The organism is Meiothermus taiwanensis WR-220, from assembly GCF_003568585.1.
Lineage (GTDB): Bacteria > Deinococcota > Deinococci > Deinococcales > Thermaceae > Meiothermus > Meiothermus taiwanensis.
The window spans coordinates 2048542-2063617 of sequence record NZ_CP021130.1 but is presented as its reverse complement, the minus strand read 5'-3'; the positions used below and the strand labels follow the sequence as shown (position 1 = coordinate 2063617).

At 62.7% G+C, this 15076-nt stretch carries 14 protein-coding genes and 1 tRNA gene; 11 read left to right on the top strand and 4 right to left on the bottom strand.

The window, feature by feature from the left end; genetic code table 11:
- Window positions 1–77 precede the first annotated feature (77 nt).
- The 5 genes from MTAI_RS10120 (at window position 78) to MTAI_RS10100 (ending at window position 2876) form a co-directional block, all read left to right on the top strand.
- Complete coding sequence (locus MTAI_RS10120) at window positions 78–413, top strand: Asp23/Gls24 family envelope stress response protein (RefSeq protein ID WP_027888682.1); 336 nt, start codon at window positions 78–80, stop codon at window positions 411–413.
- Window positions 414–484: 71 nt separating this feature from the next.
- On the top strand, window positions 485–943 hold the full coding sequence (gene nusB, locus MTAI_RS10115) for a transcription antitermination factor NusB (RefSeq protein WP_027888683.1): 459 nt from the start codon (window positions 485–487) through the stop codon (window positions 941–943).
- Between the two features lie 44 nt (window positions 944–987).
- Window positions 988–1869 (top strand): bifunctional methylenetetrahydrofolate dehydrogenase/methenyltetrahydrofolate cyclohydrolase FolD, encoded by an 882-nt coding sequence (gene folD, locus MTAI_RS10110; RefSeq protein ID WP_027888684.1) that lies wholly within the window; start codon window positions 988–990, stop codon window positions 1867–1869.
- A gap of 36 nt (window positions 1870–1905) precedes the next feature.
- Window positions 1906–2355 carry a divergent PAP2 family protein gene (locus tag MTAI_RS10105; protein ID WP_027888685.1) on the top strand — a complete coding sequence of 150 codons (450 nt, stop codon included), beginning with the start codon at window positions 1906–1908 and terminating at the stop codon, window positions 2353–2355.
- A 50-nt stretch (window positions 2356–2405) separates the two neighbouring features.
- Window positions 2406–2876, top strand: coding sequence for a CAP domain-containing protein (locus tag MTAI_RS10100; protein ID WP_027888686.1), 471 nt, complete (start codon window positions 2406–2408; stop codon window positions 2874–2876).
- Here MTAI_RS10100 and MTAI_RS10095 read toward each other — a convergent pair.
- A complete protein-coding gene (locus MTAI_RS10095; RefSeq protein WP_027888687.1) occupies window positions 2873–3115 on the bottom strand; it encodes a hypothetical protein in 243 nt (80 codons plus the stop codon). The genes MTAI_RS10100 and MTAI_RS10095 overlap by 4 nt on opposite strands.
- Window positions 3116–3221: 106 nt before the next feature.
- On the opposite strand from MTAI_RS10095, the gene MTAI_RS10090 reads away from it, so the two are divergent.
- Both MTAI_RS10090 and MTAI_RS10085 read left to right on the top strand, forming a co-directional pair.
- The gene (locus MTAI_RS10090) at window positions 3222–5273 is read left to right on the top strand and encodes a (Fe-S)-binding protein (protein ID WP_027888688.1); all 2052 of its coding nucleotides are present in this window, start codon (window positions 3222–3224) and stop codon (window positions 5271–5273) included.
- A gap of 185 nt (window positions 5274–5458) precedes the next feature.
- Window positions 5459–6601: an ABC transporter ATP-binding protein gene (locus MTAI_RS10085; protein ID WP_027888689.1), complete on the top strand. Its 1143-nt coding sequence runs from the start codon at window positions 5459–5461 to the stop codon at window positions 6599–6601.
- Window positions 6602–6718: 117 nt separating this feature from the next.
- On the opposite strand, the gene MTAI_RS10080 is transcribed toward MTAI_RS10085, so the two are convergent.
- Window positions 6719–7660 (bottom strand): carbohydrate kinase family protein, encoded by a 942-nt coding sequence (locus MTAI_RS10080; RefSeq protein ID WP_027888690.1) that lies wholly within the window; start codon window positions 7658–7660, stop codon window positions 6719–6721.
- A gap of 80 nt (window positions 7661–7740) precedes the next feature.
- Between MTAI_RS10080 and udk the strand changes: the two genes are divergently transcribed.
- From udk to csaB, 3 genes are read left to right on the top strand one after another with little or no spacing between them, the layout of a single operon-like run.
- Complete coding sequence (udk, locus tag MTAI_RS10075; RefSeq protein WP_027888691.1) at window positions 7741–8400, top strand: uridine kinase; 660 nt, start codon at window positions 7741–7743, stop codon at window positions 8398–8400.
- Window positions 8397–10133, top strand: coding sequence for a DUF5693 family protein (locus tag MTAI_RS10070; RefSeq protein WP_027888692.1), 1737 nt, complete (start codon window positions 8397–8399; stop codon window positions 10131–10133). The genes udk and MTAI_RS10070 overlap by 4 nt, the downstream gene beginning before the upstream one ends.
- A 43-nt stretch (window positions 10134–10176) precedes the next feature.
- Window positions 10177–11175 carry a polysaccharide pyruvyl transferase CsaB gene (gene csaB / locus MTAI_RS10065; protein WP_027888693.1) on the top strand — a complete coding sequence of 333 codons (999 nt, stop codon included), beginning with the start codon at window positions 10177–10179 and terminating at the stop codon, window positions 11173–11175.
- Between the two features lie 2 nt (window positions 11176–11177).
- Here the strand turns inward: csaB and MTAI_RS10060 are convergent, their stop codons facing one another.
- Window positions 11178–12743, bottom strand: a complete 1566-nt coding sequence (locus MTAI_RS10060) for an acyl-CoA carboxylase subunit beta (protein WP_027888694.1) — start codon at window positions 12741–12743, stop codon at window positions 11178–11180.
- A gap of 106 nt (window positions 12744–12849) precedes the next feature.
- On the opposite strand from MTAI_RS10060, the gene MTAI_RS10055 reads away from it, so the two are divergent.
- Window positions 12850–12925: transfer RNA gene (locus MTAI_RS10055), tRNA-Ala, on the top strand.
- Window positions 12926–12979: 54 nt separating this feature from the next.
- Here MTAI_RS10055 and MTAI_RS10050 read toward each other — a convergent pair.
- Window positions 12980–14866 (bottom strand): heavy metal translocating P-type ATPase, encoded by a 1887-nt coding sequence (locus MTAI_RS10050; protein WP_043983477.1) that lies wholly within the window; start codon window positions 14864–14866, stop codon window positions 12980–12982.
- Window positions 14867–15076 lie beyond the last annotated feature (210 nt).

The window sequence follows — 15076 nt, the reverse complement described above, 5'->3', positions numbered from 1 at the left end:
AGATTGGGGGTCTGCCTGTCCGAACTGCTTTCTGGGGGTGGGTGCGCTCGAGGCTCACAAGCAGGTAAACTACGGGCATGGTGGACTACGACCTTTCCGAATCGGCCCTGGTCAGCCTGGTCACGCTGGCCCTGGAGGGGCAAAAAGGACTGCGCCTGGCCCAGGCAGGTAGCCGGAGTGTGGGCGAGATGCTCTCGGGGCGGCGCTCACGCCCGGTGCGCGTGGAGCGTGAAGGGGATACCCTGGTAGTGGATCTTAACGTGTGCGTGGATTACGGCAAATCCGTAATTGAAGCGGCCAAGGAGGCCCAGCGAACCGTGGGTGATGTTTTAATAGCCTCCACGGGCCTCAAGGTTAAGGCGGTCAACGTTACGGTGGTGGCTGTGGAGTATAAGGAGCCCCATGCAGCCTAGCGTGTTTTTTGCCGGGCGCTTCGTGCGCGTTGACCTAAGCTGTGATCTGTGCTGCTGGAGCCGGGGGTCGCATGCGGCGTAAAGCGCGTGAGCTGGCCTTTAAGGTGCTGTTTGAGCACGCTGTGGGCGGGGTTCCGCTCGAGGCCGCCTGGCAGCATGCCACCCAGGAGGTCGAACCCGAGGAGGCTGACCAGGAGGCCGATGTGCTCGATCGCGAGGGGCTCTTGTTCGCCCAGCGCCTGGTGCAGGGCTATGCAGCGCAAGAGCAAACGGTGAATGAAGCACTGGCCAGTACCATTGAGGGGTGGAGCTTCAGCCAGATGGCTAAAACCGACCTGGCGGTTTTGCGCCTGGCGACCTATGAGATGCTCTTTGAGCCCACGCCCTACGCCCCTTTGATCGAGGTGGCGGTCAAAATCGCCAAGCGCTACGGCGGTGAGGACTCTGGACGCTTTGTCAATGGGGTTTTGGCCCGTTTGCTCAAGCGTATTGAAGCGGGTGAGCTATCGGCGGTAGCCAAGAGCGACTAGGCCGCTTGCATAGCAAAATCTTTTTTTCGACCTCGAGGTGCGCCATGCTAGAACTATCCGGCCCTCCCGTCGCCGAGGCGGTTTATCAGGAGTTGCAAGCCCTGCTCGCTACCTTACCCTACGTGCCCCACCTGCGGGTGGTGCGACTGGGGGATGATCCGGCCTCGGTGGCCTACGTGCGTTTAAAGGATCGGCAGGCCAAAAGACTCGGACTTTCCAGCCAGGTGGACGTGTTTCCCGAAAGTACCTCACAAGAGGAGTTGTTGGCTCACATCGCCCAGCTCAACGCCGACCCCCAGGTGGACGGTATCCTGGTGCAGTCGCCGGTGCCCAAGCAGGTGGACTTCAACGCGGTACTGGAAGCCATCGATCCCCAGAAGGACGTAGACGGCCTGACCCCGGTCAATGCCGGGCGGATGTGGATGGGGTTGGAGGCCCTGGAGTCGTGCACACCGGCTGGGATCATGCGCATCCTGAAGCACTACCAGATTCCCCTCGCCGGCAAGGAAGTGGTGATTGTGGGGCGCAGCAACCTGGTGGGTAAGCCCCTGGCTGCGCTGATGTTACGAGAACACGCCACCGTGACCATAGCCCACTCGCGCACCCAAGACCTGGCCGCAGTTTGTCGCAGGGCCGATATCCTGGTGGCGGCGGTGGGGAAAGCCGGTCTCATCACACCCGAGATGGTGCGGCCGGGCGCAGTGGTGGTGGATGTGGGCATCAACCGTGTGGGCCAGAACGAAAAAGGCCGCGACATCCTGGTGGGGGATGTGGCCCCTGGGGTGGCGGCTGTGGCCTCGGCGCTGACCCCGGTGCCCGGTGGTGTGGGCCCCATGACGGTGGCGATGCTGCTTTATAACACGGTGATGGCGGCTATGCGCCGGCGGGCCAGACCCATGGGCGAGCGGTTGCAGACAGCGCGCTAACCCTATGAGGGTAGAATCTAGCAGGTAGCGCTGACTATGGGTGAGTTGCTCTCTAACCAGGTGCTCTGGACGGCCATTCTGGCCAGTGTTTTTGCCCAGCTCCTCAAGCTGTTTATCTACTATTGGGTGGAGCGCCGCTGGGAGTGGGAGCGTCTGGCCGAGACCGGGGGCATGCCCTCCTCCCACTCCGCGACGGTGGCCGCTTTGGCCACGGGGGTGGGCATTACTGAGGGGGTGGGCAGCGCCTTTTTTGCCATTGCGGTGGTGCTGGCTATCATCGTGATGTACGACGCCACCGGCATTCGCCGGGCGGCCGGGCTGCATGCCGCACGCCTGAACGATCTGTTCGAGGAGTTTCGTGCGGTTTTTGCACACGGCCCGCGGCCTGAGCCGCTCAAGGAGCTGCTGGGCCACACCTACCTCGAGGTGGCCGTAGGTGCGGTCTTGGGCATTCTCTTTGCCTTTGTCAGCTTTGCCCTGGTATAACCCCCTGGTTGCTCGCGGGGGCGGTGGAGTGGTAAGCTCTGGGCAATTTTATGGGAAAGGCGAGCTGGGTGCTCATTGTTTTGAGCTGTTCGGTGGCCATGGCGCAATCCACTGCCCAGCTCGAGGCGCAAATTCTCTCCCTGCTTAATGATGCGCGGGCTCGAGGGGTGGTCTGCCGTGGGGGGGGTGGTGGTGTCCGGCTACCCCCCTTGAGTCATAACGCAACCCTGGCCCTGGCCGCCAAGAAGCATGCCCTCAACATGGGGCGTTACGGCTTTATGTCGCACTACTTCCAGGGGGTGGGGCCGCGGGTGCGGGTTGCCAGGGCCGGTTACGGTTACCTGCGCATGTCGGAAATCATCTTCAAGGGCCGTAACAGCGACCCGGCGCGGGCCGTGCGCTGGTGGTTGCGTTCCCCGGTGCACTGCCGGGCCATCATGAACCCCCACTACACCGAGGCCGGCGCCGGGCTTTCCAGGGTTGGCCATGCCTGGGCGGTGGTGCTGGCCCAGCCGCGCTAGGGCTGCCGCTGTGCCAGGCGCATGATCAGCAGCATCCCGATGCTCTGCAAAAGCGGGAACGACATCAGGGTTAGCGCCCCCGGCCACAGGGCAAAAAGCGCCACCGGGATGACCGTGGCGACTGCACTAATCCACATCAGGTCGGTGCGGTTGCGCTCCCGCAGGAGCCGGTAGATGATGTAGTTGTTGAAAGCCGCAAACACCAGCAACAACAGCCAGGCCAGCACGAAGGTACTCATCGCCCTGCATTGTACGATGGGAGGCATCGGAGCCCCCAGACTTGATATCCACGGAGGCGACCTCTAAACTTATACCCAGTACAATTTTCTACCGGAAGGGAGTCTCATGCTAACCACCCCTGAGAAAATCCTCTTTTTGCTCCTGGTGCTGGCCTCGCTGTATTTTGGCGGGGGGGCGCTGTACCGCGTCTACAGGGCCATCCGCCGGGGCCAGCCGGAAGACCGTTTCGACAACCTGCCGGCTCGAGCGGGCCGAGCTTTGTGGCAGACCCTCACCATGCAGACCGTCTTCAAGAAACGGCCGCTGGTGAGCCTGTTGCACGCTTTTGTGTTCTACGGCTTCGTGTTTTACCTGAGCGTGAACCTGGTGGACGTGCTCGAGGGCTTCTTCCCCTTCAAGGCCCGGGGGGGCTTCTGGAACGGCTACAACCTGGTGGCCGACATCCTCACCGCCCTCATCCTGGTCGGCATTGCCGGCCTGCTTATTCGGCGCTACTCGAAGGCGGGGCGCAGAACCTTTAGCTGGAACGAGAAGACCCCCCTGCACGAGCGGGTGCGCGAGGGAATCCCCACCGACAGCGCCATTGTGGGCGGTTTTATTCTCTTCCACGTGGGCAGCCGCCTGCTGCACAAGGCCGCCCAGGCCGCCAACCTCGAGTACGGCCCCGACCCCTTCCAGCCGGTAGCCAGCCTGGCCAGCAACCTGTTTTTGTGGGTGGATGTAGACCAGCTGATCGTCCTCGAGCACCTCTTCTGGTGGTTTGCCATCGGTTCCATCCTGGTCTTCATCCCTTACTTTGCCCGCTCCAAGCACATCCACCTGTTTTTGGCCCCCCTCAACCTGGCCTTCAAAAAGGAGAAGCCGGGGGCCCTGCTGCCCATTGCCAAGGACTTCGAAGAGCTGGAAAAACTGGAGAAGTTCGGGGTCGCCAAGCTGGAGGACTTCACCTGGCCCCGCCTGCTGGATGCCTATAGCTGCATCATGTGCAACCGCTGCCAGGAGGTCTGCCCGGCCTACACCACCGGCAAGGCCCTCTCGCCCTCGGCCCTGATCATCAACGAGCGCTACGAGCTCAACCAGATCCTGCCGGCTTTTGCCGCGGGAGAGGAGAGCCCCCGCCCGCTTCTCTCCTTCGCCCTGAACGAAGAGGCCCTCTGGGCCTGCACCACCTGCAACGCCTGTGTGGAGGTCTGCCCGGTGGGCAACGAACCCATGCTGCACCTCCTGGATCTGCGGCGTGAGCAGGTGATGATGCAGGGGGCCTTCCCCACCCAGCTCAACAACGCCTTCAAGGGCATGGAGCGCAACGGCAACCCCTGGAACCTGGGGGCCGATAAGCGCCTGGCCTGGGCCGAAGGGCTGCCGTTCCCGGTCAAGACCGTGAGCGAGAACCCCGAGGCCGATGTGCTCTACTGGGTAGGCTGCGCCCCATCCTACGACCCCCGCGCGCAGAAGACCGCTCGAGCCTTCGCGGAAATTCTGCACGAGTCCGGCACGAGCTGGGCGGTGCTGGGCAAGCAGGAAAAATGCACGGGGGATGCGGCCCGGCGGGCCGGCAACGAGTTCTTGTTCATGCAGCTGGCCACCGAAAATGTGGAGACTTTGAACGCGGTCATGGCGGATAAGCCCAAGACCATCGTGACCACCTGCCCCCACTGCTTCCACACCCTGGCCAACGAGTACAAAGACTTTGGCGGCCGGTACACCGTCAAGCACCACACCGAGTTTATCGCCGAGCTGATTGATGCTAAGCGGCTCGAGCTCCTTCCCATGAGCGGGGCGGTCACCTACCACGACCCCTGCTACCTGGGCCGGCACAACGGGGTGCTGCAGGAGCCCCGCCAGGTCATCCAGGCCGCCGGATTGGCCCTGAAAGAACCCCCACGCCACGGCACCAACAGCTTCTGCTGTGGGGCGGGTGGGGCCCAGTTCTGGAAGGAAGAGGAGCCCGGCTTCGAGCGGGTCTCTACCAACCGCTACCGCGAGCTTAGGGGCACCGGGGCCGAGACCATCGCGGTGGGCTGTCCCTTCTGCATGCAGATGATGAACCTCGAGACCGCCCAGGAAGCCGAAGGCCAGGCCCCCAGGGTGCTGGATATCTCTGAGCTGGTGGTGCAGCAGCTAAAAAGCAAGCAGGCCAGCCCGGCTGGCGACTAGCTGCGCTGCTTCAAGACCCTGGGTGTAAGCGTCGCGCCAGGTATTGAAGTTGGCTGTGCAAACTGGGTAAACTGACCCCGTACCAGATGAATCCCCGATGGGCTCGCTAGGGCGAGGTCTCACAGCGTGGGAGCGCGGTACGTGCCAAGCCCGATAAGGGCCTGGCATCAGATTGGAGGCCGATAATGGCAAAAATCCGACTGGAGCACATTTATAAGCGGTACGGCAAGGTGACGGCGGTCAAGGACTTCAACCTGGAGACCGAGGACGGCGAGTTCGTGGTGTTTGTAGGCCCCTCGGGCTGCGGCAAGACCACCACCCTGCGCATGATTGCCGGCCTGGAGGATATCACCGAGGGCAAGCTCTACATCGGCGACCGCCTGGTCAACGACGTGCCTCCCAAAGACCGTGACATCGCCATGGTCTTTCAGAACTACGCCCTCTACCCCCATATGAACGTCTACGAGAACATGGCCTTTGGCCTGCGGTTGCGCCGGGTACCCAGAGATGAAATCGACCGCCGGGTCAAAGAGGCGGCCCGCATCATCAAAATTGACCATTTGCTAAACCGCAAACCCCGCGAACTATCGGGTGGTCAGCGCCAGCGGGTGGCCATGGGCCGGGCCATCGTGCGCGAGCCCAAGGTGTTCCTGTTCGACGAGCCCCTTTCCAACCTCGACGCCAAGCTGCGCGTAGAGATGCGGGCCGAAATCTCCAAGCTCCAGCGCCGCTTAGGGGTGACCACCATCTACGTGACCCACGACCAGGTCGAGGCCATGACCCTGGGCCAGCGCATCGTGGTGATGAAAGACGGCGAGGTCTTGCAGGTGGACACCCCCCTCAACCTCTACGACTTCCCCGAGACCAAGTTTGTGGCGGGCTTCATTGGCTCTCCTTCCATGAACTTCATCCGCACGAGGGTGCAGGTCGAGGGCGGCAACGCCTACTTCGTGGGCGAGGGCTTCAAGGTCAAGGCCAATCAGACCCTGGGGGCCAGCCTGATGCCCTACAACGGCAAGGAAGTCTGGATGGGCATCCGCCCCGAGCACATCGGCCTTAAGGGCTGGACCACCGTTCCCGAAGGCGAGAACGTGATTAAGGGAAGGGTTGAGGTGGTCGAGCCGCTGGGGGCCGATACCGAGGTACACGCGGATGTGGCCGGGCATATGATGACCGCCAAGGTGGATGGTCACGCCCTGGTGCGCACCGGCGACACGGTGGAACTCCTGGTGGACACCAGCAAGCTCCACGCCTTTGAGGTGGAGGGGAACGAAAAGGCCATCGGCCATGCCACGGTCAAGGACAGCCGCTCGGTGGCGCGAGTCTAGAAGGTTTCTATACCCCTGTTCACACAACCCCGGCTGGACGTCCGGGGTTGTTCTGATACCAGATTCGGTTAGTTCGGCACCGGAAGGCGGTGAACCAACCCGACCGAAGCAGCCACCCTAACCAAAACGCTCCCACCAGGCCTGTAGGGGCTGCTCGGGGGGGCTGGCCCCCTCCACTGTGCAGGTGATGGCGGCGAGGTGGCAGGAGGCGGCCAGAATGACCGGCAGCTGGGTGCCATCCCAGGTCAGGAGTTCCATCCTCGAGCCAATGTCTTGCTTCATCATGCTGTAGATGAGCCCGGCCATAAAGGCATCGCCCGCCCCCACGGTATCGACCACGGCTACCCGCACCGAGGGAACCCGCGTCATCCGGGTGCGGAAAGCGGCCATGGCCCCGCCGGCCCCCAGGGTGAGCACTGTAACCGGGGCGCCAAGTTCGACCAGGTGCTCGAGCAGAACCTGGGGCTCATCGGGCACCTGAGGGAAGATCTGCCGGGCGTCGTTCAGGCTGGCCTTCAGCACTGAAACATACGGCATATAGCCCAGCAATTGCTCCCAGTATGCGTCGCTGGGAGGGGCGTGCAGGTTGAGGTCGAAACTCACCGGCACGTCGAACTCGAGGGCGATCTCCAGCAGACTTTGGAGGCCCGGGATGTTGCGCGGGTCAAAGGCCGATGGCGAGCCAAAATGAAACCACCTGGCCCGGGCCATGGCTGCACAATCCGGACTGAAGCGACTCGTGCCAAAAGTACGATAAAAGCTCAACCGGGCGTCGCCCTGGGGGGCCAGCTCGGCCAGTCGTAAAGGGGTGGCCACCTCCGGAAGTTGCTGGATAAAGCGGGTTTCGATCTTGTGCTCAGCAATACGGGCCAGGGCCCAGTCGCCCAAAAAATCCTGCCCGAGCTCGCCCACAAACCGCGTTGGCACCCCGAGGCGGGCCAGAATGGTGGCGGTGTTGAGGGCTGCTCCCCCCAGCACCCCACTGTAGGAGAGCGTGGCTTTCGATAAGGCGTTGCGACCTGTGAGCTCAACGAGAATCTCTCCGGTGATTACCACCATTCCGCCGTATACTCTAACAAATCTGCGAAATTGCAAAAGACCTGGCCGCTCGAGCCTACCCAGGCCCGGTTGCAGAGCGTATGATTGGCTTTGTGAGTCGGGCTTTTGTGATTGGAATTGCCGGTGGAACCGGTAGCGGCAAAACCACCGTAACCGAGGCGGTGATGAGAGCGGTAGGGCCGGAGCACGTGGCCTTATTGCCGATGGACAACTACTACAAAGACAACGCGCATTTACCTTTTGAGGAGCGCCTTAAACAAAGCTACGACCATCCCGATGCCTTCGACCTCGAGCTCTACCTTAAGCACATCCGCCAGATCGTGGCGGGCCAGCCGGTGGCGGTTCCGGTCTACTCGTTCAAGGAATACACGCGCTCGCACGAAACCATACTGGTAAAGCCTGCGCCGGTGGTGGTGCTCGAGGGCATTATGCTGCTGGTGGATGCCACCCTGCGAGCCGAGATGAACCTCAAGGTGTTTGTGGATACCGATGCCGATGTGCGCTTTATTCGGCGTTTGCAGCGCGATATTGTTGAGCGTGGGCGCACTGTGGAGAGCGTTATAGCGCAGTACCTCGAGCAGGTTCGCCCCATGCACCTGTCTTTTGTAGAGCCCTCCAAACGCTACGCCGACGTGATCATCCCCCACGGGGGGCATAACCAGGAGGCCTTGGCCATGCTGACCGCGCGGGTGCGCAGCCTGGTGCAGGACAGGCGGGTGGGTCATGGAGGAAGCCTATGAACTTTCATTCAGTTCTCAGAGCCATCATTTTGCTCTCGGTGGTGTTGAGCCTACCGGCCTTGCTGCCCCGGATGCAGGCCGAACGGCCCGGGCCGGTGGTGCTGGTGATGGACGGTGAGGAAGTTACTGAGCAGGCCCGTTTTGTCGGCAAGACCTTCCTCCAACTCATGGAGGAGTACCGCGCCCTGGGGGTGGAGGGGGTGGCGCTCTATGAACAGCCGGTGCGCAACTGGGTGAACCGGGGGGTGCTCACCTACCACCCCGCCAACACCCTGCAATTGATCTACCCCAATGCTCAGATTAAGCCGGGATGGTTTTACCTGGCAGGCCCGCCGGCCTTGCTGGATGCCATGGTGGCCCGCTGGAATATCCCCACCGAGCGGGTGCTGATCGGAACCCAAACCTGGCTGGCGACCCCGGTAAACGTGGAGTTTTTCCCGGCTGGCTACGACCAGGCCCTGGCCCGCGAGCTAAAGGCCCAGGGCTTTTACATTGTGGCCCGGCCCTTTGACCACCCCTACCGCACCTACGATGTGGAGCTGGTGCCCCCCGAAGCCGACGCGGTGGCGTTTGCGGGGCTGGATGCGCTGGGCTATAAGGATCACCTCGAGGCCGTCGCAGCCGGACTGCGGGGCAAGCCCATCGCCTGGATCGAGGGCACCCCCCAGCGGGGATTCACCCAGCTCGCCCAGACCCTGCCGGTCAAACGGCTTTTTAGCATCCGCCCGGAGTGGCAGGACAAGCTCACCCCTGCCGAGACCGCCGATAAGTTTGTGCTGGCGGCCCGCGAGCGCGGACACCAGTTGCTCTACCTGCGGCCCTACCGGGAACCGGGTGATACCCAGGCCTTCCTGAGCTTCCTGCGGCGCGATCTGGAGCGTTCCGGTATCCCCATTGGCAAGCCCTCGGCCCGCGACTTTACACCCTCGCCATTTCGCTACATCGCCCTTTTGGGCATCGTAGCGGGTCTGGTTTTGCTGGCCAATGGGCTGCCACAACCCTTCGGTGTACCGGTGGTTGTGCTGCTGGTGCTGTTGGCCCTGGGAGTGGCCCGGGGGGACGCGGCCCCTCTGCTGGCCGCCATGGTTTTCCCGGCCCTGGGCTTCCTCGAGCGCCATCTAACCGGCCTGCGCTTGTGGCTGGCTGCGGTGCTTTACTCCCTGGCCGGGGTGGTCTTTCTGGCCGCGCTGGGTAGCACCCCCCAGAGCGTGCTGGGCCTGGAGCCTTTCCGGGGGGTCTCCCTGACCCTGGTGGTGCCACCCCTTTTGGTGGCCCTCTCGTTCTTGCCCAGCAACTACAAGCCTGTTCTGAACTTCCTCTACAACTACCAATTTAAGCTGGGCGAAGCGGTTCTCGTGCTGCTGGGCCTGGCGGTGGTGGCCCTGGCCGTCTTACGGCGCGGCAACGACGCCGCTCCCTCCATCGTGCCGGAGTGGGAATTGCAGCTCAGGGCCTTCTTGCAAGACGTAATGGTACGCCCTCGTTTCAAAGAGATTTTTGCCCATGCCCTGGCCCCTATGGCCCTGCTGCTGCCCTGGCCGACCTGGATGAGGAATGCGTTGCTGGTGCTGGTGGCGGTGGGTATGGGTTCCATCCTGAACACTTTTTCCCACTACCACACCCCTTTGAGCATCTCTTTTTTCCGAGTGTTGAACGGAATTCTCATCGGCCTGTTGCTGGGCCTGGTGGGGGTCTGGGTACTCCGCCGCCTGCGCGAATGGTGGCTCAGGTAGAAGCATCTGATGCCCGGCCATGCCAAGATGAAAGGGAGGGTTTATGCGCGTCGGGGTTAGCGGCTATTACGGCTTTCAGAATGCGGGTGACGAGGCCATCCTCGAGGCCATTGTGCAAGAGGTGCGGGCCCGTGGGCACCAGGCCGTGGTGTTTTCCAACAACCCCGCCGAAACCGCGCAGCGCTACGGGGTGGAAGCCGTCAAACGCACCCACCCCCTCGAGGTCTGGAAGGCCCTAGGCCAGATCGACCTGCTTTTATCGGGCGGTGGGGGTTTGCTGCAGGACAAAACCTCTGGCCTGAGCCTGTGGTACTACCTGACCATGATGGGCCTGGCCCGGCGGCGGGGCAAGGCTGTGTACGTGTTCAACCAGTCCCTGGGCCCCCTGAGCAAGCGCGGCGAAGGACGGGTGCGGCGGGCCCTGCGGGGGGTGCCCTGCTTTTTTCGGGACGAGGGCTCGCTCGAGTATGGGCGCAGCCTGGGTCTGGAGGTACACCTGGGGGCCGACCCGGCTTTGCTCCTGCCGGTGCCCCCGGTGGAGCGCGAGCCCAACATGGTGGTGCTGGTACCCAAGTACGGCACCGAGGAGGCCAACACCAACCTGCACAAGCTGGCCGACCGGCTGCGGGTGGAGGGCCTCGAGGTGGTGGTTCTGGCCCTGCAACCGGGCTTCGATGAACCGGTGCTGGAAAGGTTCAGCAGCTTCACCCGTGAGCTGGCCTGGGATCCGCGCCGGGTGAGCTACCTGCTGGCCCAGGCCGGTTATGTGATCTCGGTGCGCCTGCACGGGGCCATCCTGGCGGCGGCGGCCGGAACACCCTTTGCCGGCATCGCCTACGACCCCAAGGTGGCCGGCTTCTGCCGCGACGCCGGGGCGGTGTACGTAGACCTGCCCGGCGACCCCGATCTGCTGGCTAGGGCGGTGCTTACCCAGCGCCAGCCCAACTGGGGTGCGATCGAGGCCATGAAGGCCCGCGCCCGCAGCAGCTTCGACCAGGTGTTGTCAGGCCGCCCCCAGGGGCGGATGCAGCGCTCGAGGTAGCGCTACAGCGGGATGTTCCCGTGCTTCTTGTAGGGCCGCTGCTCTTGCTTGCTGGAGAGCATCTCGAGGTGCCGTATCAGGAGCCGGCGGGTATCGGCAGGGTCAATCACATCGTCAATATAGCCCCGGCTGGCCGCCACATAGGGGTTGTCGAAGGCTTTCTTGTACTCGGCAATTTTGGCCTGGCGCGTCGCCGCGGGGTCGGGTGAGGACTGGATTTCCTTGCGGTAGATGATGTTGGCGGCCCCCTCCGCCCCCATCACCGCTACCGCTCCGGTGGGCCAGGCCAGCACCACATCGGCCCCCATGTCGCGGGAGTTCATGGCCAGGTAAGCCCCGCCATAGCTCTTGCGGGTAATCAGGGTGATTTTGGGCACGGTGGCCTCGGCGTAGGCGTAGAGCATCTTGGCCCCGTGGCGGATGATGCCCTGGTGTTCCTGGGCTACGCCCGGCAAAAAGCCCGTAACGTCCACCAGGGTCAGGATGGGAATGTTGAAGCTATCGCAGGTGCGAATAAAACGGGCCGCCTTGTCCGAGGCGTTGATGTCCAGCGCACCGGCCATGAAGCGGGGGTTGTTGGCGACAATCCCCACACTCTGGCCCCCCAGGTGGGCAAAGCCCACGATGATGTTTTTAGCAAACTGGGGGTGCAGCTCCAAAAACACCCCCTCGTCCACGATGGTCTCGATGATCTGGTGCATGCTGTAGGGGCGGCGTGGGTCGGGATGAACTAGATTCAAAAGCTCCGGGGTTTTGCGCTGTTTGGAATCGTTGTTTTCCCGTATGGGGGGTTTTTCTCTAGCATTTTGCGGCAGGTATACCAGGAGTTTTTTGATGGTGTCCAGCACCCCCTGGTCGCCCTCGCACTCGAGGTGGGCTACGCCCGACTTGGTGGTGTGAACCTCCGAGCCCCCCAGTTCTTCGAAGGTGACCTCCTCGCGGGTCACACTCTTGATCACCTCCGGCCCGGTGATGAACATGTAGCTTTTGCCTTTGCTCATCAGCACAAAATCGGTAAGGGCCGGGCTGTACACAGCCCCCCCGGCACAAGGCCCCAGAATGGCCGAGATTTGCGGCACCACCCCGGAGTAGATGGCGTTGCGGTAGAACACCTCGCCATAGCCCGAAAGACTGTCCACGCCCTCCTGGATGCGCGCCCCTGCCGAGTCGTTGAGGCCGATGATGGGCGCGCCTACTTTGGCAGCCATATCCATGAGGTGGGCGATTTTTTGCCCGTGGGTTTTGCCCAGGCTCCCGCCTAGCACAGTGAAGTCCTGACTAAAAACGAAAACCGTGCGGCCCCCAATCTGACCATAACCGGTAACCACCCCATCGGCGGGTGCCTGAACCCCACGCATCAGCTCGCTTTCGGGGTGTTCGGCAAAGGGCTGCAGCTCAACAAAGCTATCTGGGTCGAGCAGGTATTCGATGCGTTCACGGGCGGTCATCTTGCCGGCTTCGTGTTGTTTTTTTAGCCGTTCCGGCCCCCCACCAGCAACGATGCGCTTGCGGCGTTCTTCCATCTCGGCCAGTAGCTCCTCCATCAAAGCCCGTGTGTTGTCTGCCATAATGCCTGTATCTTACCAACCTGTTTAGTGCCACCCTGGCTGAAGCCTACCGGCCAGGCTTGACTAGTTGGCGCTGGCCCCCTATACTTTCCATTGCTGTTTGCGCGGGGCTGTGGCGCAGTTGGGAGCGCGTCTGAATGGCATTCAGAAGGTCAGGGGTTCGAATCCCCTCAGCTCCACCAAGCCAGGCAAGCAAAATCCGGGGGAACCAGACCCCCGGATTCCTGTTTATGTGGCTAGCTGTCCAGCCGGTGGGCCAGAAGGCGCAGGCCAACTAAAACCACAAAAACCGTACCGCCTTCGTGGGCCACCACCCCCAGCGGCAGGGGCACCTGACCGGCCAGGGCAAAGGCACCCACCACAACGATTACACCAAGGGCAAAGCTCAGGTTGAAATAGACGGTGCGGGCGGTGGCGCGGGCCAGTTGCCGAGCCCCGACCAGGCGGTTGAGGTCGTTTTTCATCAGCACCAGATCGGCGCTTTCCAGGGAAACATCGGCACCCGCGGCCATCGAGACCCCCACATCGGCGGCGTTGAGGGCGGGGGCATCGTTGAGACCGTCCCCAACCATGACCACCGTCCCCTCTTGGCGGAGCTGCTGGATGTGCTCGAGCTTGTCCTCTGGCAACAGCTCGGCATAAACCTCTGAAATGCCCACCTGTGCGGCGATATGCTCGGCCACAGCCTTGCGGTCGCCGGTGAGCATGATGACCCGCGCCCCCTGCCGCTTGAGCTTGGCGATGGCCTGGGCGGCTTCCGGGCGCGGGGTATCGGCCACGCCCAGCAAAGCGATGGGTTGTTGGTTGCTTCCCAGTACGGCGGTGGTTAGGCCCTGCTGCTCCATGGCCTGCAGCCGGCGCTCTACCTCCAGGGGAAGGGTTACCCCGAGACTGCCCAACAGGCGGCGGTTGCCTACCCAGACCTGCCTCCCGTCGGCCAGAACCCCCACCACCCCATGGCCCCGCACGGCCTGTATTTGGCTAACCTCTGGGGTAGGGCCATCCCAGCTCCGGGCGATGGCTTGGGCGATGGGGTGCTCGCTATAGCGCTCAATTCCGGCGGCCAGGGCTCGGGCCTCAGCCTCGCTGCCTTGCAGCACGACCATCTGCACCAGCTTCATGCGGCCCTCGGTGAGGGTGCCGGTTTTGTCAAAGACAAAGATCTGGGCCCGGGCCAGGGCCTCCAAGGCGGCCCCGCTTTTGAACAGTGCCCCGGCCCTGGCCCCTGCGGCCATGGCCGACAACACGGCCGCAGGGGTGGCGATGACCACCGCGCAGGGGCTGGCAACAACCAGGAAAGTCATGGCGCGGTACCAGGCCTGGGCGGCCTCGAGGCCAAACACCAGGTGGGCCACCGCGAACACCACCGGGGCCGAGAGTAGCACCGCAATGGTATAGGGGCCCTCAAAACGCTCGGCAAAGCGCTCGGTGCGGCTTTTGCTGGCCTGGGCGCTTTCCACCAGCTTGATGAGCTTGGCTAGGGTGCTTTCACTGGCCGGGCGCTCCACCCGCACCCGCACCACCCCGTGCCCGTTGAGGGTACCGCTTCTCACAGGATCACCGGGTTTTTTGTCTATCGGAACGCTCTCGCCGGTAAGAGCGCTTTCGTCGACGTCGGTGTAGCCATCCACCACTAAGCCGTCGGCGGCGAAACGCTCGCCTGGGCGTACAACCAGGATGTCGCCGGGTGAGAGCGCCTCCAGGGGCTTCCACTGCTCGCTACCGTCGGGTTGAAGCACATGCGCCCCCTCGGGGTGCAGGGTCATAAGGGCTTCGATGGCCCGCCGGGTGCGGTTCATGGCCCAGCTTTGCAGGGTGTTGGAAAGGCTGAACAAAAAAAGCAGGATGGCCCCATCCCCCGCCCGGCCCACTGAGGCGGCGCCCAGGGCCGCTACCACCATCAGGAGATCCACGTCCAGCTTCCGTTGCTGTAGCAGGCTCAGGATCGCTTTGTGCGCGGCAGGTATCCCGCCAGCTAAAAAAGCCAGTGTCCACAGGCTGTTTTGCAGCCAGTCCAGCCCGTAGCCTTTAGCCAGAAAGCCCCCCACCACCCCCAGCAGGGTGAGGCCGGACAGTAAAAACCCCCGGTTGACCTGGTGGCTCCAAAAAGATGGCCGCTGCATTTGTACGGCTATTGGCGGTGTGAAGGTTGTATTCATACGTGGTTCCTTTCGCCTAACATGCAAATAGTAATCATTACTAATAAGAGTATCCCACAACAGAATGAAAATCACAACCCTACCGGGTAGCGCAGGGCGGATTGCGCTGGTTTTGTAGGCTGGTGGGGCGGGAGGCTGCTAACACAAGGCTAGATGAACCGGATTGCCTTGGCG

What these genes read in the sequence shown, in the direction of transcription:
- MTAI_RS10120 (WP_027888682.1), top strand. Translation starts at nt 78, where the DNA reads ATGGTGGACTACGACCTTTCCGAATCGGCCCTGGTCAGCCTGGTCACG.
- nusB (WP_027888683.1), top strand. Translation starts at nt 485, where the DNA reads ATGCGGCGTAAAGCGCGTGAGCTGGCCTTTAAGGTGCTGTTTGAGCAC.
- folD (WP_027888684.1), top strand. Translation starts at nt 988, where the DNA reads ATGCTAGAACTATCCGGCCCTCCCGTCGCCGAGGCGGTTTATCAGGAG.
- MTAI_RS10105 (WP_027888685.1), top strand. Translation starts at nt 1,906, where the DNA reads ATGGGTGAGTTGCTCTCTAACCAGGTGCTCTGGACGGCCATTCTGGCC.
- MTAI_RS10100 (WP_027888686.1), top strand. Translation starts at nt 2,406, where the DNA reads ATGGGAAAGGCGAGCTGGGTGCTCATTGTTTTGAGCTGTTCGGTGGCC.
- MTAI_RS10095 (WP_027888687.1), bottom strand. Translation starts at nt 3,115, where the DNA reads ATGAGTACCTTCGTGCTGGCCTGGCTGTTGTTGCTGGTGTTTGCGGCT.
- MTAI_RS10090 (WP_027888688.1), top strand. Translation starts at nt 3,222, where the DNA reads ATGCTAACCACCCCTGAGAAAATCCTCTTTTTGCTCCTGGTGCTGGCC.
- MTAI_RS10085 (WP_027888689.1), top strand. Translation starts at nt 5,459, where the DNA reads ATGGCAAAAATCCGACTGGAGCACATTTATAAGCGGTACGGCAAGGTG.
- MTAI_RS10080 (WP_027888690.1), bottom strand. Translation starts at nt 7,660, where the DNA reads ATGGTGGTAATCACCGGAGAGATTCTCGTTGAGCTCACAGGTCGCAAC.
- udk (WP_027888691.1), top strand. Translation starts at nt 7,741, where the DNA reads ATGATTGGCTTTGTGAGTCGGGCTTTTGTGATTGGAATTGCCGGTGGA.
- MTAI_RS10070 (WP_027888692.1), top strand. Translation starts at nt 8,397, where the DNA reads ATGAACTTTCATTCAGTTCTCAGAGCCATCATTTTGCTCTCGGTGGTG.
- csaB (WP_027888693.1), top strand. Translation starts at nt 10,177, where the DNA reads ATGCGCGTCGGGGTTAGCGGCTATTACGGCTTTCAGAATGCGGGTGAC.
- MTAI_RS10060 (WP_027888694.1), bottom strand. Translation starts at nt 12,743, where the DNA reads ATGGCAGACAACACACGGGCTTTGATGGAGGAGCTACTGGCCGAGATG.
- MTAI_RS10050 (WP_043983477.1), bottom strand. Translation starts at nt 14,866, where the DNA reads ATGCAGCGGCCATCTTTTTGGAGCCACCAGGTCAACCGGGGGTTTTTA.